The sequence below is a fragment of the Shewanella sp. QJM3NY_23 genome (genome assembly GCF_056173105.1).
Genome location: NZ_CM149657.1, coordinates 2697957 through 2713764, shown reverse-complemented (window position 1 = coordinate 2713764; position 15808 = coordinate 2697957). Strand labels below are relative to the sequence as shown.

At 47.9% G+C, this 15808-nt stretch carries 14 protein-coding genes; 4 read left to right on the top strand and 10 right to left on the bottom strand.

Annotated elements, in window-relative coordinates; all coding sequences use genetic code 11:
* Positions 1-24 precede the first annotated feature (24 nt).
* Positions 25-807, top strand: coding sequence for a 2OG-Fe(II) oxygenase family protein (locus AC0VXX_RS12050; RefSeq protein WP_475514438.1), 783 nt, complete (start codon positions 25-27; stop codon positions 805-807).
* A gap of 287 nt (positions 808-1094) precedes the next feature.
* On the opposite strand, the gene AC0VXX_RS12045 is transcribed toward AC0VXX_RS12050, so the two are convergent.
* On the bottom strand, positions 1095-1724 hold the full coding sequence (locus tag AC0VXX_RS12045) for a glutathione S-transferase (RefSeq protein WP_475514437.1): 630 nt from the start codon (positions 1722-1724) through the stop codon (positions 1095-1097).
* 113 nt (positions 1725-1837) lie between these two features.
* Complete coding sequence (locus AC0VXX_RS12040) at positions 1838-2542, bottom strand: DUF2461 domain-containing protein (RefSeq protein ID WP_475514436.1); 705 nt, start codon at positions 2540-2542, stop codon at positions 1838-1840.
* Between the two features lie 209 nt (positions 2543-2751).
* Here AC0VXX_RS12040 and AC0VXX_RS12035 point away from each other — a divergent pair, with 209 nt between their 5' ends.
* Positions 2752-3204 carry a YaiI/YqxD family protein gene (locus AC0VXX_RS12035; RefSeq protein WP_110458556.1) on the top strand — a complete coding sequence of 151 codons (453 nt, stop codon included), beginning with the start codon at positions 2752-2754 and terminating at the stop codon, positions 3202-3204.
* A gap of 317 nt (positions 3205-3521) precedes the next feature.
* Here AC0VXX_RS12035 and AC0VXX_RS12030 read toward each other — a convergent pair whose 3' ends face one another.
* The 4 genes from AC0VXX_RS12030 to AC0VXX_RS12015 form a co-directional block, all read right to left on the bottom strand.
* A complete protein-coding gene (locus tag AC0VXX_RS12030) occupies positions 3522-5798 on the bottom strand; it encodes a toxin-antitoxin system YwqK family antitoxin (RefSeq protein WP_475517013.1) in 2277 nt (758 codons plus the stop codon).
* Between the two features lie 210 nt (positions 5799-6008).
* Positions 6009-6302: a hypothetical protein gene (locus AC0VXX_RS12025; RefSeq protein ID WP_475514435.1), complete on the bottom strand. Its 294-nt coding sequence runs from the start codon at positions 6300-6302 to the stop codon at positions 6009-6011.
* A 9-nt stretch (positions 6303-6311) separates the two neighbouring features.
* Positions 6312-8597 carry a hypothetical protein gene (locus tag AC0VXX_RS12020; protein WP_475514434.1) on the bottom strand — a complete coding sequence of 762 codons (2286 nt, stop codon included), beginning with the start codon at positions 8595-8597 and terminating at the stop codon, positions 6312-6314.
* Positions 8598-8981: 384 nt separating this feature from the next.
* The gene (locus tag AC0VXX_RS12015; protein WP_475514433.1) at positions 8982-9233 is read right to left on the bottom strand and encodes a hypothetical protein; all 252 of its coding nucleotides are present in this window, start codon (positions 9231-9233) and stop codon (positions 8982-8984) included.
* A gap of 275 nt (positions 9234-9508) precedes the next feature.
* Between AC0VXX_RS12015 and AC0VXX_RS12010 the strand changes: the two genes are divergently transcribed.
* Entirely contained in the window at positions 9509-9760 is a 252-nt protein-coding gene (locus AC0VXX_RS12010; RefSeq protein ID WP_475514432.1) for a DUF2496 domain-containing protein, read from the top strand.
* Positions 9761-10105: 345 nt separating this feature from the next.
* On the opposite strand, the gene AC0VXX_RS12005 is transcribed toward AC0VXX_RS12010, so the two are convergent.
* The 3 genes from AC0VXX_RS12005 to AC0VXX_RS11995 form a co-directional block, all read right to left on the bottom strand.
* Positions 10106-11122, bottom strand: coding sequence for an IS110 family RNA-guided transposase (locus AC0VXX_RS12005; protein WP_475514106.1), 1017 nt, complete (start codon positions 11120-11122; stop codon positions 10106-10108).
* Between the two features lie 156 nt (positions 11123-11278).
* Positions 11279-11689 carry a hypothetical protein gene (locus AC0VXX_RS12000; protein ID WP_475514431.1) on the bottom strand — a complete coding sequence of 137 codons (411 nt, stop codon included), beginning with the start codon at positions 11687-11689 and terminating at the stop codon, positions 11279-11281.
* A 9-nt stretch (positions 11690-11698) separates the two neighbouring features.
* Positions 11699-13291 (bottom strand): S41 family peptidase, encoded by a 1593-nt coding sequence (locus tag AC0VXX_RS11995; RefSeq protein ID WP_475517012.1) that lies wholly within the window; start codon positions 13289-13291, stop codon positions 11699-11701.
* Between the two features lie 260 nt (positions 13292-13551).
* Here AC0VXX_RS11995 and AC0VXX_RS11990 point away from each other — a divergent pair, with 260 nt between their 5' ends.
* A complete protein-coding gene (locus tag AC0VXX_RS11990; protein ID WP_475517011.1) occupies positions 13552-14280 on the top strand; it encodes a DUF599 domain-containing protein in 729 nt (242 codons plus the stop codon).
* A 163-nt stretch (positions 14281-14443) separates the two neighbouring features.
* Here AC0VXX_RS11990 and AC0VXX_RS11985 read toward each other — a convergent pair whose 3' ends face one another.
* Positions 14444-15736 carry an O-acetylhomoserine aminocarboxypropyltransferase/cysteine synthase family protein gene (locus AC0VXX_RS11985; RefSeq protein WP_475514430.1) on the bottom strand — a complete coding sequence of 431 codons (1293 nt, stop codon included), beginning with the start codon at positions 15734-15736 and terminating at the stop codon, positions 14444-14446.
* Positions 15737-15808 lie beyond the last annotated feature (72 nt).

The following is a 15808-nucleotide window of genomic DNA, read 5'->3' as shown; positions in this document are numbered from 1 at the left end:
AATTAACTGTAATTCGAGATAAATATGAAACCTGAAAATAAGCCAGAATCGTTTTTTGTTGCCGCCTTTGAGCCAGGGGCTGAGCATCCGGCGTTGCCGGCATGGGGAAACTCTGCTGCTAACCCGGCCATGTTAAGCCGTGACTTTGATATTAGCCAGATCATGCGCCGCGAGTTAACCCATGTCCCCGGGGCGTTTCAGTTACTAAATGTATTGTCTAAGGATGAATGCGCGAGATTGATTGCGCTCAGCGAGCAGCTGGGCTTTTTACCTGACGCCGCAGTATCACTGCCGCGCAGTGTTCGTCATAACGATAGCTTAACTTGGGTCGTTGATACTCATACCGATGGCATAATTTGGCAACGAGTGGCACATCTGATGGACGATAGGCAGGGGATTTTTAACGGTGCGACGGCGTTAGGCATCAATGCGCGGTTTCGTTTTTATCGTTATAGCCAAGATGACTATTTCAAACCTCACTCGGATGGTGCTTGGTCGGGTAGCCGCATTATCGACAACCAACTTGTTGCCAATGCCTACCCAGATCGTTTTAGCCAAATGACCTTTTTAATCTTGTTAAGTGATGACTTTGAAGGCGGAGAAACCCGCTTTATGGTCAACGCTAACGATGCCGCTAAACCGGCTAAAGCCGGGGATGAGGTGACCAATGTCGATGTCAGAACCCCAGCCGGTAGCGTGTTATGTTTCCCACATGGCATGCATCCAATGCACTGTATTCATAGCTCTGTGGCGATAACCAAAGGGGTAAAATATATCATTCGCAGCGATGTATTATTTAGCCTCTAACTGCCCTAGTCTTTATATCGGTTACGCCTAAGTGAAGCCCGATTGGCCTCACTTAGGCTGTGATCAGCGGCGGTGCAGCGCCGTTACTCAGCCGATTAACCCGCAGTGCAGCAGTCAATTTGCCTTTAGTGACTTACATTAGTGAATTACATTAGTGACTTACAGTAGTGACTTAGATTAGTGACTCACATTAGCGATTTACATTAGTTACTTACACTTACATTAGTTACTTACATTACTGTATTTACCTTGTAGCACTGACATTCGTGCTGAGGCTGAGTCACTTGTTAGTGCTTACCTGAGTTAACCGCTTGAATCGAGGGGCGTTGCTCCATTTGATTTAGCCAAGCGATGAGATGTATTTGAGCCTCATCAGGGGTTATTTCAAGATGTTTGATAAAGCTCAGCATCACATAAGCGGTAATGTCGGCGACCGAAAAATGTTTGCCAGCGATATAGGGCTGCTTGCTGAGCTGAATGTCGAGTGTGGGCAGAAATTCGATGACGCGTTGGCGTGACTCTTCCCCCCAAGCTTCGATGCAGCGCTCACGGTCTTGGTAAATCTTAGTGATATTTCTAAAGGCCTGAAACGCGACGAATAAACCTTGTAGCTCACAGATACGTTGCCACATCTCAATTTGGGCTTTCTCAAGTGCAGCGTTGCCAAATAGCGAACGCGGCGCTGGATAGATCTCGTCAAAGTAGCGGCATATTGCTATGGACTCACACAAGGTTTGTCCATCATCAAGCTGCAGCACCGGAATACGACCGTTGACGCTAAGCGCCTTAAATGCAGGGCTAAGGTTGCCGCCAGCTCTAAGGTTGACGGTTTCACGCTCAAGTTCAATTCCCATCTCGTTAAGGAAAATATTGACCCGCCTCGCACTCGGGGTCATGGCTAGTTCATATAGCTTCATGTTTTCTCTCCTGCATGATGGTGTAAATGGCTGCGGGAATGCCCATTGCTAAAGGGCTGATAGACAGTGTAGTGCTAATGCTCGTCACGCACCGTGAACTTAGCGGGTTACGGTTAATAATCTAGATCTAATGCAAAGCAAAGGTAACCCATAAGCTTGTTGGCGTGGCTAAATTGCTTGGCGCACCATACCTCAAAATCGTCGGCAAATAGTTGCTCTGTGCTGATGGCTTTGATGGCGATAAAGTCTTTGCGCTTAAGCTCATCAATCATAGGGTGGTCTTTATCAAATCCTTTCGGTGGCCTGATTAGGCTGTCGCCCTCCATGGCGAAACCGGCATCAGCTAGTTGCTTTAAGGCTTGTTTATAGGCATTAGGGTTGTCAAGGATACAGCTACGAATGTGGTTTAACGCCTTGCTGTCAGGGTGCCAAATACCAGCGCCGATAAAGCAACCTTCGTTGGCAATATGCAGGTAAAAACCCGGTGCATGTACATCCTTGCCTTGGAAGTGGCGAAACTGGATACCGACATTGATTTTATAGGGGGTTTTATCTTTGCTAAAGCGGGCATCGCGTTGGGGGCGCATTAGGCTGCCGCCGACCTTTTTGGCCACCGCCGTTAGGCGAGGCGATAGTTGCTGAATATGCGGCGCCATCGCTTCAATAAATTGAAGTGCAGGGGTGCGCACCTTATCTTCATAGTCGGCTTGATTGGCCTTAAACCAGTCGCGGTGATTGTTCGCTTCCAGCTGAGCTAAGAAGGCGAAGGTGTCTGGCGTAAAGACTGGCGCAGGTGCGTTGGTGGTAACTACTGTCATAATAAATTGATTACTAATAAAGCCCTGATTGTGGGATAAAAATACCATATCTTTTACCAAAGTGTTAATCGATACTCGGCCAAAAAAGCGCACTGGGCATATTCAGTCGCTAAGCGGATTTATGCTATAGTCGGCGCCAATCAAACATGCTGCGACAGGGCCTATATGCTAGGCACATAAGTGTTTGCTCAAACGAGCTGGAGGGGTAAATGAAAATTTGGGTCGATGCCGACGCATGTCCTGGGGTAATAAAAGAGATGCTATTTCGCGCTGCCGATCGCGCCGAAATCGAGGTCACGTTAGTGGCGAACCATGTAATGCGTATTCCGCCGTCACGCTTCATCAATTTAGTAACTGTCTCGTCAGGCTTTGATGTAGCCGATGATGAGATAGTCAAACGTTTAAGCGCAGGCGACTTGGTGATCACCGCCGATATTCCACTGGCTTCAGAGGTGATTGATAAAGGCGGTTTTGCGTTAAATCCAAGAGGTGAGCTGTATACCACGCAAAATATCAAATCGATTCTTAATATGCGTGACTTTATGGACACCATGCGCGCCAGTGGCGTGCAAACGGGAGGCCCCGCGGCGATTGGCCAAAGTGAGAAGCAGGCCTTTGGTAATCAGCTAGATAAGTTTATTACTAAGCACCATAAGCGTTAATGTGTGGTGCGTTTACGCTAAGTAGGTCACTGTGCCTGTTTCGTGTCATCGCGGCGCTTTAGTCGCTTACCTTTACCGTCGAATATGCTGCGAATTAATCGCTTCCCCTTATCGGCAAAGGTAGCGAGCTGTTTCTCTGTGACGATACCGCTAACGTAGGTTTAGCGTGTTTTAAGTTGACCATTACAACATAAGCTTTCGAACCGTCCGTGTTCGGTGCCCCTATGGTAACGATCAACCGACTGTTAGCCTGTGAGCAAGCTGCTAATGCTTGCTCGCAGGAGTGTTTCCCAAATCAATGTTGATTTGGTAGGGATTTAGTGGTGCTCCGTTTTGATCAACTTGCCGAACTGATCGAAATAGTGCCAATCACCAGACTGACGGTTACTGATATAACTGCCTTCGCTGCGTTTTTCACCGTTTGGCCAATAGGTTATCCATAAACCCTCTTTACGATCTCTGAGGTAGGGGCCTTGCTCTGCCAAATGACCATTTTGATGAAAATAGCGGGCTGAGCCCTCTTTTTGACCTTGGTGCCACAGCTCAATTTGCTGGGTTTTACCTGTGGGGTAGTACTGCGTTATCTCGCCGCTGAGCTGACCATTATCGTAATTAGCTTCTAATTTTATTTGGCCATTGGGGTAGTATTCTTGGCTTGCTCCATGCTGTTTACCCTCTAAAAATTGACTGCTCTGGGCCAACACTCCATCTTCAAACCAGCTTTGCCATAGGCCTGTTTGTGCTTTACTTTTCATGTTGCCTTTAAGTTTGACTTGGCCATTGTTGACGAAGTATTCGGCGTACGGGCCGGTTTGTTCATCGTCAATATACGTTTCTTGGCGATAGAGCACCTGTTTGACGCTGTAGTAGTTAACCTCGCCATTTAATTTATCGTTGCGGTATTCACTGGTACGGTAAATGTTGCCCTCTTCAATCGTGCCGAAAGTGGGATCGTTTTCTTGATAGCGGTAATCTGTCCAAAAACCTGATTTTTTATTATCGGTATATTCGCCTACCACTCGGCGTCGACCTTGATAATACTCAGCATAATGGCCGTTTAATTTGCCATCTTTATAGGTTTGCTCACGGCTTTTTACCCCTTGTCGGTATTGAACCCATAACCCCTCTTTTTTACCGTTAGCATAGTGACCCGCTTCGTTAGGATCGCCATTTTCATACCAGCGAGCATATTCACCGTTTAATGGATAGCGTTTGGCGCTGTCTGGGGTTTGGGCGTAATTAAAGCGTTCGCGAGCTTTTCCGTTATCATAAAAAGACTCATAAAGGCCTGTCCAAGCTCCTTCAATCCGCTGGCCCTGTTCGCGCAGGGTGCCATCTTCAAAGTAGCTGGTAGCGATCCCAGTTTGTTGATTAAATTGATATTGATTGAAGCTTTTAAGTTGGCCGTTGGCGTAATAACGGCGAAAATCGCCATGTCGTTGGCCTTCTTGCCATTGCTCGCTCTTTTGCAGTTGGCCGTTACGGTAATAGGTAAAGTCGCCATGTTTGCGCCCCATACGATAGTGGCTCTGTTCAATTAACTTACCGTCACTGTCGTAACGTTCTTGCAAGCCATCTAAGGGGTATTGGCCGTTGTCGGCTAAAGTTGTTGGATGATAATTGATAATGCTTCTGAGTTTGCCGTTGTCATGGAAGGTCTTTTGGGTTCCCGCTTGCAGATCTAGCTTGTAGTAAAAGTCGCTTAACAGGGCACCGTCGTCATTAAAATAGCGCTGATGGCCATCACGCTGTCCCTTAGTATAATGCTCCTCTTCAAGCTGCACATTGGTATCACTAAAACGCAGGCAGCTGCCGTGACGGAGTCCGCCGCGCAGTTGGCATTGACTTAATAGCTCGCCGTTGGGGTGATACTCTAACTCTTCACCTTCAATGAGGCCTTGGTTGTAGGTTCGTTCGCTTTCTAAGGTGCCATCTTGATAAAAACTTAACCAAACGCCTTGACGTTCACCGTTGGCGTTATATTGACCTTTTAGCAACACTTGTCCCTGCTCATTTTGCTTGAGGTAAGGGCCAGAGAGTTGATTATTTGCATATTGCTGGCTTTCGGCCACAGTGCCATTTGCATGGAAGCTTTGCCATAACCCATGACGTAAATTATCGACATAGCGCTCTTCGGCTTGCAGCTTGCCACTGTCATAAAAGCGCTGTATTCGTTGTTTTTGGCCGTCGACGTACTGGGTGGTTTGCGCTATGTTGCCTCGGGTATTGTATTGTTTCCATTCGCCACTGGGCACGCCTTTACTAAATTGCTGTTCTTCGGTGAGACTGCCGCTGCTATCGAATATTTGCCACTGGCCATCTTGGTAACCTTGGGTGTATTGGCCGGCTAATAATTTACTGTTGTTGGACAGAAACACCTGCCATTGACCATTTGGCAGTCCTTGGGAGAATTGGCCTATGGTATAGCCTTGGTTTTCTCGAACGATAGTAATGTCACCACTGAGCGGCATGCCGTTGGCGATATTGTAGTAATAGGCGATGCCATCTTGCTGGCGGATCTCTAGCATCATTGATGACAAGTTTTGCGCGGCATAGGCATGCTGGCCAACAAGCGTCATTGCGCTGAGGGTCATGCCAGTAGTGAGCGTGTACAAACTCAGCTTAGATTGAAAAAAAGGTACTTTAAAAAAAGCCACTCGAGAAAAGATGTTTCGAGAAAGAGTCATTTACTGTGTCCTGTAACTATTAAATATTATGGGTTAACGCGTTTACGCATTAACCATAGTGAGTCGTCGCTTGGTGTATCTATTATTCGGTCAATAAAATCAGCCACTAACTGCTGATCATGCGCTTGCGACCTCTGTGCGGTGAAGCCGCTCATCATGCTGATACCCTTCCATATAACGCAGTGAACCATTGGCGTTAAACTGGTACAGCTTGCCCTGTTTGCGTCCTGTCGCATCATATTGTTCGCCAGCGAGGCGGCCGTTAGCCACATGGATCTCCTCTGGTAAATAGAAACGGGCTTGCTGTTTGCTGGTGACCGGCTGCCAGTTTTTATCGAGCCAAATACGCTTGGCATAGGCTTGTGCTGTGATCAAGCTATGGGCTAAGGCCAATAGGGTCGTTCGAGGCATCTTGGCTCCTTATGGCAGTGGTTTAAAGCGAAATTGATAGGGAAAACGAGTGGGCTCACCTGTGATAGTGAGGTAACGCACATGGGTGGCGGCGCCGTTAACACTGAGCAGATGACCATCAACTAGCACTTGTTTTATCGTGAGTTGCTCACTGTTGTGGGGTAAACGTAGGCTTAAGGGGCGCAGGTTTTCGTCCCACACCTTGATATATTGCATCAGTTGTTGGCTGGGCTCATCAGCCATGTTGGAGGCCGTCAACCAAGTACTCACATCGACTAGCCAAGGGGTTTGCGTTAACCCTTTGGGTAGCTTGTGCCAGCGAATGTTCCCTGTGCAATGTATGTCACCACTGATATTGCGATCATAAAAGTCGCGGCGCAAACCATCTTCAGTGCTCAGTTGATAGGTGGCATCGCCGTTAATACCTTGGATTAATCGCCATGTGATCGGATTATCACCCTCGTCAAATCCTTGCGTGATCGTGGGCTGGCAGGCTGTGGCGAGGGCGCCTGGCATGTTAATCAGCAGATCATGGCCATTATTTGAGACAGGAGCGAGGGCATAGGGCGCTGCTTCTGCTTGCAGCGCTAACGGTGTGTTGTCGCTTATGAATTTATCTGTTTCATTGGCATCATAATCAAGCTGATTAACCGCTAGCGGAGGATTACGGAGGTCGGCTTGGTAACGATTTTTATCGACAAAGGTGACGGTTTTGTGGCGCGCCAAGTCAGGGCGAAGCCGCGCTTGTAATAAGGTGATGTCGCTAGGCGTATGGTGCAGTCTTAGTTCAAACACATGGTCTGGAGCTTGGGCGCTATCTTGCTTAGGAAACAGAGCGCCTAGCAACTCTTGTTCGGTTAATGACAGCCAAGTGGGTGTGGTATAGCGAGGTGGTATGACCGCCATATCACCGCTAAATTGGGCTAAGTCAACATCAAGGGTATGTTGCGCGCTGTTGTATATCTCGAGTCGATAATGTTCGGCTCCTGTTTTGAGGCGTGTTAAGCGCATGCTGGCGTCGCCGGAGTGATAGGGGGCGGCTAATAATTGTGACCAAGAGAGAGTGACCGTTTCGCTGGTGCTGGGGGTCAAGGTGATGTCAGCGCTAATAGTGTCTAGCGCTTGCAGCGCCGCACGATTATCGTCCCATATGAGTGGGATAATATTGAGCTGTGATTCAATCGCGCCGTCGAGATTACTTGCATCATAATGGCTGTGTTGCCATAAGGTCAGTGGGATAGCTTGATGGTGCTTATCCCTCAGTTGCACCTTGTTATAGCTTACTTGTGCGGCATAAAATCGCTGGCTGAGCCCATGTATATAGCGCAGTGAAAATCCATTATCATCGGGTATGATAACGCCTTGGTCGGCGGCAAGCATGGGCACAGAAAAGTCGGCATCTATGCTCTGATGCTTTAACGATAATGGGGTGATAGGGAAAAAGGGATCTTCGTCTGGGCCAATAGGATCGAGTGGCTCATCAAACCACAGCATGTCACTCACATATTGGGTCGTTATGGGAGCCATTACCCAGCGCTGAGTTTGGGTCTTTTTCCCTTGGGTTTTCTGCTCAATTAATACCATGGCATTTAGCCAGCCTGATTGCCTATCGACCTCGAATTGACCATAGGTAGTAAGTTGCAGTTTACCACTGTCTTGCACTGGAAAAGGCTGGCTTTGCATTGTCACCTGCAATGTCTCTTCGGTAACGTGGGTCACTGTCCAGCGCTGCTGCACTATTGCCTGAGTCGCCTCGCTTGGCCATACAACACTGTAGCCCACTTCAGGTTTTAGGTTAACAGGTAACATAGGTGCCTGTTTAAAAGGGGCTAACGCTTGGTTTAATAGTGCCTTTTGGCGTGGTGATCTAGCTTGAGCATATTGTTGCCATCGAGTTTCATCTTGCGCTATTAATGCCCCTGTCTTGCCCTGAACAAAGCTGACTTTGAATCCAGCGCGCAACACCTTAGCCAGTTCGGTGCTCGCAGGGGCATTATCTAAGCTGCTGATATTTAGTATGTGGCCTTTATATTGCAGCATTTGTGGAGTGATTAAAAACGTTGCGCTATCGCCAAGCGGTTGGGTTGAGTCCGTGTCTTGTGCACGGTAATCGAGCAACATTCTGGCGCGTTGAGTGACATAAGTGTCATCGCCCAGAGATAGCAGTGTACTGGTGGTCAACTGGTATTGGTGCAGCGTTGCGGCCGCGTTTACTGCAGGCGTGCTGTAACCATTAATAGTGTGGAGCAGTAGCCCCATCGCCCACAGCCCTAGGGCGAATTTTTTGTTGGTCATCTTAGCAGTCCTTGCTACACATGTTGCTGAAATGTATGTTAATAAATTAATATTGTTGCGTCAGCATTATACTTGAATGCCGCTGAAAAAATAAAACCTTATGGGCAGATTGTTGGGCGGTTTTAGTGAAAAATGTCGGATTGAGCAGGTGCTGGCCTGTACCTATGTTGGCCATGGCGCAGCACGATAAAGTGAGCAAGGGGCTGCAATAGCTTAGTGAGTCTTTGTTTAGTGATTCATAGCCGGCAGGCTAGCGCTCATGCCGAGCCAGTTTAATTCAGAGCTTGAATGGCGAACTTTTACAGCGGGACAGCGGAGCCCAGAGTTCAGTTGCCATCTTAGTGGCAACCGTTTGCAGTAGGCTTGGGGATTGATGAGGAAGGGTTAGGCGATCACTTCCATCTCAAGTTCAATATCGGTGCAGCCTTTTTTACAAAATACGCCGTATTTGCCATTGGTTTGATTATCGCTAGGCACCACAAGTTGCAGTGGTTGCTTACAGACTTCGCAAGCAACACTGTTGCCTTTAAATAGACGTTTGATCAGATTTTTTTGTTCATTAAAGGATTTTGCCGTCGTTTTATTGATGGCTGAAAAATCCAGTTTTTGGGTTTTCGGGGCGCTATTTTCGCTCATATCTACCATTCGTTGTCGGTCCACAATAGGGGCAGTATATTCAGTCTGGGGGCAACACTAAAGTCTTTCTGTTTGATCCTGTCGCTAAGCGGTTAAATATTCATACTTTGCACAAGCCGTTTATATTGTTGCTAAGTAGGGGTTGTCAGCCATTTAGCGTCGAATTTGTCGAGCCTGACTGGCGACGCTTCACTTTACTTATCGCCACCCAGGCTTGTTGTGTCCTAGCGGCTATGTAAAAATATCGGCTCACTTTGGTTAACTTAAATTAAGCTATGTCACCTAAGGCCTATCGCCCAGAAGAACATCCCCCTCAAGAACATCAGTCACAAGCTGTCAGCGTCGAGACGCCATCTGTGACAGCAAGCCCCTTAGCGGATGCTAGCGATGAGATTAAACTGGCGGTGGATCTGATCTACTTATTTGAAACGCACGCCATTGCCCCACAAGTTGCGCTGGATGCGCTCGCCATTGTCAGTGCCGATTTGCGAGCCAAAATTGCAGCCAGCGAGGATGATACGGCGTGAAATGTGGCAGATAACTTGTCATAGGTAAAAGGCCACAGATACAAAATTATGCTATCTGCGCCTAGATGGTTATCTGCGTTGTGAGCCAAAACAGGCGTTAACATTGCCGCCCATAAAAATGTATGGTCCGCCTCGTTATTGCAAATGATATTTTCGATAACGAGGTTGGTTTGCGCTAATGTATTCGGAGTCTTCATTAGGTGCTTACCACCCGCTCCACGATGAGTTCCGCGCTAGATTGTCCTCAAAAAGCCAAAAGCATACTGCGTTGCTGTTTTTTATGTCAGGTCTTCAATCTAGTGGTCTGACCGTTCTGTCATCTTCTCTATCATCTGCAAACTCGGGTTAAACTCTTACTTCAAATGCTTGCTTGGTCGATAACACTGACCACGCTATCCGCACTAATTTATTCGCCAAAGCAACAACTGCTACATTAAATGGCTTTCTCGCTCTAAGCTCAAGTATCCATTCTCCAAATACCGCCACCGCGACTTCAGGCCTAGATAAAATCGACCGAGCACCATGAATGAACAAGGTTCTTAGCGCTTTATTGCCGCGCTTACTTATTCCTAATAACGTGCTTTTACCGCCAGTTGAGTATTGGTGTGGGACTAATCCTATCCACGCAGCTAACTGGCGCCCGTTTTTAAAGTGACTCACATCAGAGATATCGGCTAAGCACTGGCTTGCTGTTAAATCTCCTACACCAGGAATAGATTTCAGCAATTGAGCGTCTTCACTTTGCTCGACAAGCTGTTTCAGCTTTCTATCTTGTCCTGCAATACGCTCATTAAGTTGTTCATAGTATTCATGATGTTCAATTAGCTCCTGCATTAACATCGGAGGAATGGGCTCTTTATTATCGGCAAGCCATTGAAACAAGGCTTTCATCTTGCTATGTCCTTTAGGGAAGCTCATACCAAATTCAAGCAAGATAGCTCCAATACGGGACATGCACGCGGTACGCTCTTTTACGTAACTAGAACGAATACGTTGGAGCACTGAGATAACCTGAGCAGTTTCAGTTTTAACACCAACAAAGCGCATCGATGGGCGCGTTGATGCTTCCGCTATCGCATCGGCATCAATATAATCATTTTTATTGGTTTTAACGTAAGGTTTAACGTACTGCGGGGGAATGAGTTTAACTTCGTGCCCAAAAGACTGGCACTTTCTGGCTAACCAGTGTGAGCCACCACATGACTCCATCGCGATGATGGTGGCGGGTGTTTGAGCTAAAAACGCAATAAGTTTTGTACGAGATAAGTGCTTTCGAAATTGCTCTCGACCGCTATGGTCATGAGCAACAAGGTGAAAAGAAGATTTGCCTAAATCGATCCCAATGACTTTAATAGTAGACATGATGGTTCGCCTCTTTGATTGCCTAACCCTAAGCTTAGCTTAGGGGTGAGGCGGACCATCTAATTAAGCCACTGTGTTTAATAAGACAGTGGCTTTTTTAGTGCAAGGCTTTGGCTTATCGCAGTGGGCTATTGCTGCTGGCAGGAGCTCGCCATGCTATTTGGCTCGTTTGCATCGAGTATCAGTTAGAGGCGGGCTTTGCTTACCTTGCTCATCGGCCAGCAGACACTGGCCGTCTTTTATTAATAACTGCACAATGCGTGGCGATTCATAGTCACGCCCCATAATAAGCACGCCGTTGGCATCCTTATGCTCTAGGCGTGCCAGTGTCAGGTTGGGGTTTTGAGTAAAAGCCCCCGCAGCCAGAGTCACCTTTTGCATCTGCAGCAGGGTGGCAATAGTACGCTCTAACTCTAAGGTGCTGGCGGCACTAGGTTCAGCGATAACTGCTGGCAAGGCTTCGGCCTGACTGTCTTCGGCTTGTAGGCTACAGCCTGCAAGCAGCAAGTAAGTCATCAGCCACCAACCAGGCCGTACGCGAGGATGAGATTTAGCATGAGCTTGCATCTGTACTCCTTATAGCCCAGTAGGCCAAATACGGTTATTACTAAGCTTACTTTGCACTCGAGTATCTTCGAGGGTAAACCCTTTATCGATAAAGGGTGCCTGAGCGGCGACTCTGCCCATTGATGATGTGCTAAGGGCTGGACAACGGTTATTGTCGCGATAATAGAGCGCGGCAGATAACAAGCGTTCATTGATGTTCCCTAGCGGCTGGCTAAAGTCATCATTAAGGGCACAACCTGGAAGATCGCTGGCTAAAGTGGGGTTACTACTGGGGACAAAACCGTCAGAGTAATCGCCAAAGCCTTTGTCGTTGATCCCTTTAAATTGCACACTAAAGTAGGTGGTATCGCAGTTAGGCGTTGGATAAAAACCATAGGGCTTACCACAGCTAGTGCCGCCGATTTGGATCACATCAATATCGATGCCGCGCAGGCCATTCATTAAGGCTTCACTGGCAGAACAAGTATTATTAGTGGTAAGTACAAACACTCGTTGCAGGTTGAGTGAGGGGAGGGCTTCCCCTTGTGCAAGTGTGTTGGGATCAAAACCTATGCTCTGATCAATAAAGGGGATTGGGGTTAAGGCTTCACCTGTCACAGGATCGCGATTAGGGTATTTGTCGTTAAAGGTGAGTCGTTCAAAGGTACGATTTTGGGTCGCTTGCTCACCAGCAATCATGTAACCCAATTGGCTTGCTAGGGCGAGTAAGCCACCGCCGTTGTAGCGTAAGTCCAACACCAGATCTTGTACATCTGAATTCTTTAAGCCGTTGATGGCATCAACCAATTGACGCTCTGCAGTGGCGATATGGGCGTTAAATTGGATATAGCCGACATTGCCGCTAAATGTGGGGATGGCGCTGGCAATAGGGACAGGTGTCGACACCACGCTTGTGGCGGTTAAAGTGACATTGCGGGTCTCGGTGGCGCCTAAGTCGAGTACGCCAAAGTCAGTCTGTTTACCTGACACACTAGGGAATAGGCCGGCATTAAGAATGTTGATTGAGTCGCTGTCATTTGCATCTTTAATACTGACGCCATCGACGCTGACGAGCACCGCGCCGCGGCCAATACTGGCCAACGCCGCAGGAGAGTTTGGCTCACTAAAGGTGACGGTGACTTTTCTATCCACCTCGGCACTGGCCTGCTGTAAGTATAAATTAAAGCCGTAACCTAGCGACGCTCCCGCCTGATTTAATTGTTCCCACTCGGCACTGGACATAGCGTAATGGAATTTGTCTTTGATATTGCCAGATGCCGATAGCTCATTGGTTTTAAGCAGATCAAAGTACTCGAGTACCGTATAAGGGGCAGGATCGGTATCGACGATTTCGTCATACCATAAATAGGTGTCGTTACTCCATGAACGCAGCCACAACTTTTCACTGAGCGCTGAGCCACTTTGATCGGCAACGCATTGCTTAGCCAGTTGGGCATAAGGGATAAACTCACCCTCAACCCAAGCCAAGCCACCATTATTGGCACCAGTATCGATAGTGCCTCCAGAGGTGCCTGTTGTACTGCCACTACCACCTCCACCACATGCGGTGAGCAAAAGTGCCGATAGCAACAAGCTTGGCAAGTTGTGTTTAATGGATAACATCATAAATAATCCTTTACTGTTTATTAGTCGTTCTTACTAGGTCAGGATTCTACAACCCATTAAATTGAAAAACAATTATTTAACATATGTTTCAGTAATTAGTGTGGAGTGTTTTACCAGAGGTGGATAAAGGCTGAGCGAGTGGGATTGTCGCCTCTTTGCAATACTAATGGCATATGATTTAATGAGTTGTCGTCGCAGGTATGCTGTGACGTGGCCAGCACTCGGTGGATGATGTGCGTTAAGGACGATTAACTGTGATGACCTATTATCTGCTCGACATGATTGCTGCCCTCTGCTTTTTTAGTTGCTGGGCGGGCTATAGCCGATTTGCACGCATTAAGGCTAAAACAAGCAATTGTATCGCCAAATGCATGCATCAACATCGTATTCATTGGATGAACCAGTTAGTGGGCCGTGAGGTGAGGGTGGCAGAGGCGGCATTATTGGCCAATTTAGAGCGTAATATTACCTTTTTTGCCTCGACCACCATGCTGGTTCTCGCCGGTGTGCTTACCCTATTTGCCCAAGTAGAGCGCTTAGAATCGGTGATCGCATCGATTCCTTTAACGGCACCGCCGGAACACTTGCTGATCCAATTGAAACTGACGTTATTGGCATTTATTTTTGTGATGGCCTTTTTTCAGTTTACTTGGTCGATGCGCCAATATGGCTTTTTAAACGTGATGATTGGGGCAACGCCAGTGGATAAAAGTGGCACCAATAAGCCGTTGCAAGACTATGCGTTGCAGATGGCGATAGTGCAAGACCGTGCCGCGCATGCCTATAACTACGGTTTGCGTTCCTATTATTTTGCCATGGCCGTGTTATGTGGCTTCTTTCATCCCTTGCTGTTTATTGCTGCCAGTGTGGTGGTGGTGTATACCCTCTACCGTCGCGAGTTTAAATCTAAGGCGGTCGTGGCGATCACTGCGGGCATGCAGATCCTCGATGCCGAGCGGCTTGCTCAAGATAAATCACGTGCTTAACCCTGTATGGGTGAACAAAAAAATGGCTTACGATTAAGCGTCGTCAGCCATTTTTGATCTGTGTAGCTATTTAGATTGATTTAACTACTTCGATTGACATCACTACTTCGATTTATGAAGTGATACTAGCGTTCACACGCCAGCTTAAGCCCCGCGCCGTCATCTAGTGACTGGCCTTTTCCAATGCCTGTGCCACATCTGCAATAATGTCATCAATATGCTCAATGCCCACCGAGATACGTACTAAGTCTTCTGATACCCCAGCTTTAGCCAGTTCGATAGCGTCAAGCTGCCTGTGCGTGGTGGTCGCGGGATGACAAGCTAAGGATTTCGCATCGCCAATATTAACCAAACGTAAGATCATCTGCAGCGCGTCGATAAAGCGCCCGCCTGCGGCCTTAGCTTCCTCTGGCGAGGGCGCTTTAATGCCAAAGCTGATTATGCCCGAGGCCTTGCCGTCAGTGATCTTATTGCAGTTATCGCGATAGGGGCTCTCCTCCAATGCACCATAATTGACCCAAGCTATCTGCGGATGCTGACTGAGATATTGCGCTAAGGTCAGTGCGTTGCTGCAATGGCGTTCCATTCGCAGCGCTAAGGTTTCAAGCCCTTGCAGTAGTAAGAAGGCACTTTGCGGGGCGAGCGCCGCGCCAGTATTTCTCAGTGGCACCACGCGGCATCGGCCAATAAAGGCGGCAGGGCCAAAGGCCTCGGTATAGACAACGCCATGATAAGAGGGATCAGGTTCGTTGAGCACGGCAAAGCGTTTGGGCTGCGCTGCCCAGTCAAATTGACCCGAGTCGATAATGGCACCACCAATCGTGGTGCCGTGGCCGCCAATGTATTTGGTGAGTGAGTGCACCACAATATCGGCGCCAAATTCAAACGGGCGACACAACACAGGTGTTGCCACAGTATTGTCGACGATCAGTGGCACGCCATATTTATGGGCGATTTCAGCTAAACGTTCAATATCGACAATATTACCGGCCGGATTACCAATCGATTCGCAAAATAAGGCCTTGGTATTGTCGTCAATGAGTGCTGCTAAGCCGTCAAAGTCATCAAATGCCGCCATACGAACTTCAACCCCTTGGCGCGGCAATGTGTGGGCAAACAGATTATAGGTGCCGCCATAGAGTTGGCTGGTGCTGACAATGTTGTCGCCTACCTGAGTTAAGGCTTGAATTGCATAGGTGATGGCGGCCATCCCCGAAGCCACAGCAAGGGCACCAATGCCCCCTTCGATTGCCGCTAAGCGCTGCTCTAACACGTTGGTGGTAGGGTTCATGATGCGGGTGTAGATGTTGCCGGCCACTTTTAAGTCAAATAGGTCGGCCCCGTGCTGGGTGTCATCAAAGGTATAGGAGGTGGTTTGGTAGATGGGGACGGCCGCCGCTTTGGTGGTCGCTTCTGACTCATATCCATGGTGCAGTGCTAATGATTCGAGTTTCATCTTATGGGGTTCCTATTCCTTTGAGTGAATGATGAACATAGCACTCGGCCGTCTAGATGTCTAAATGTTTTT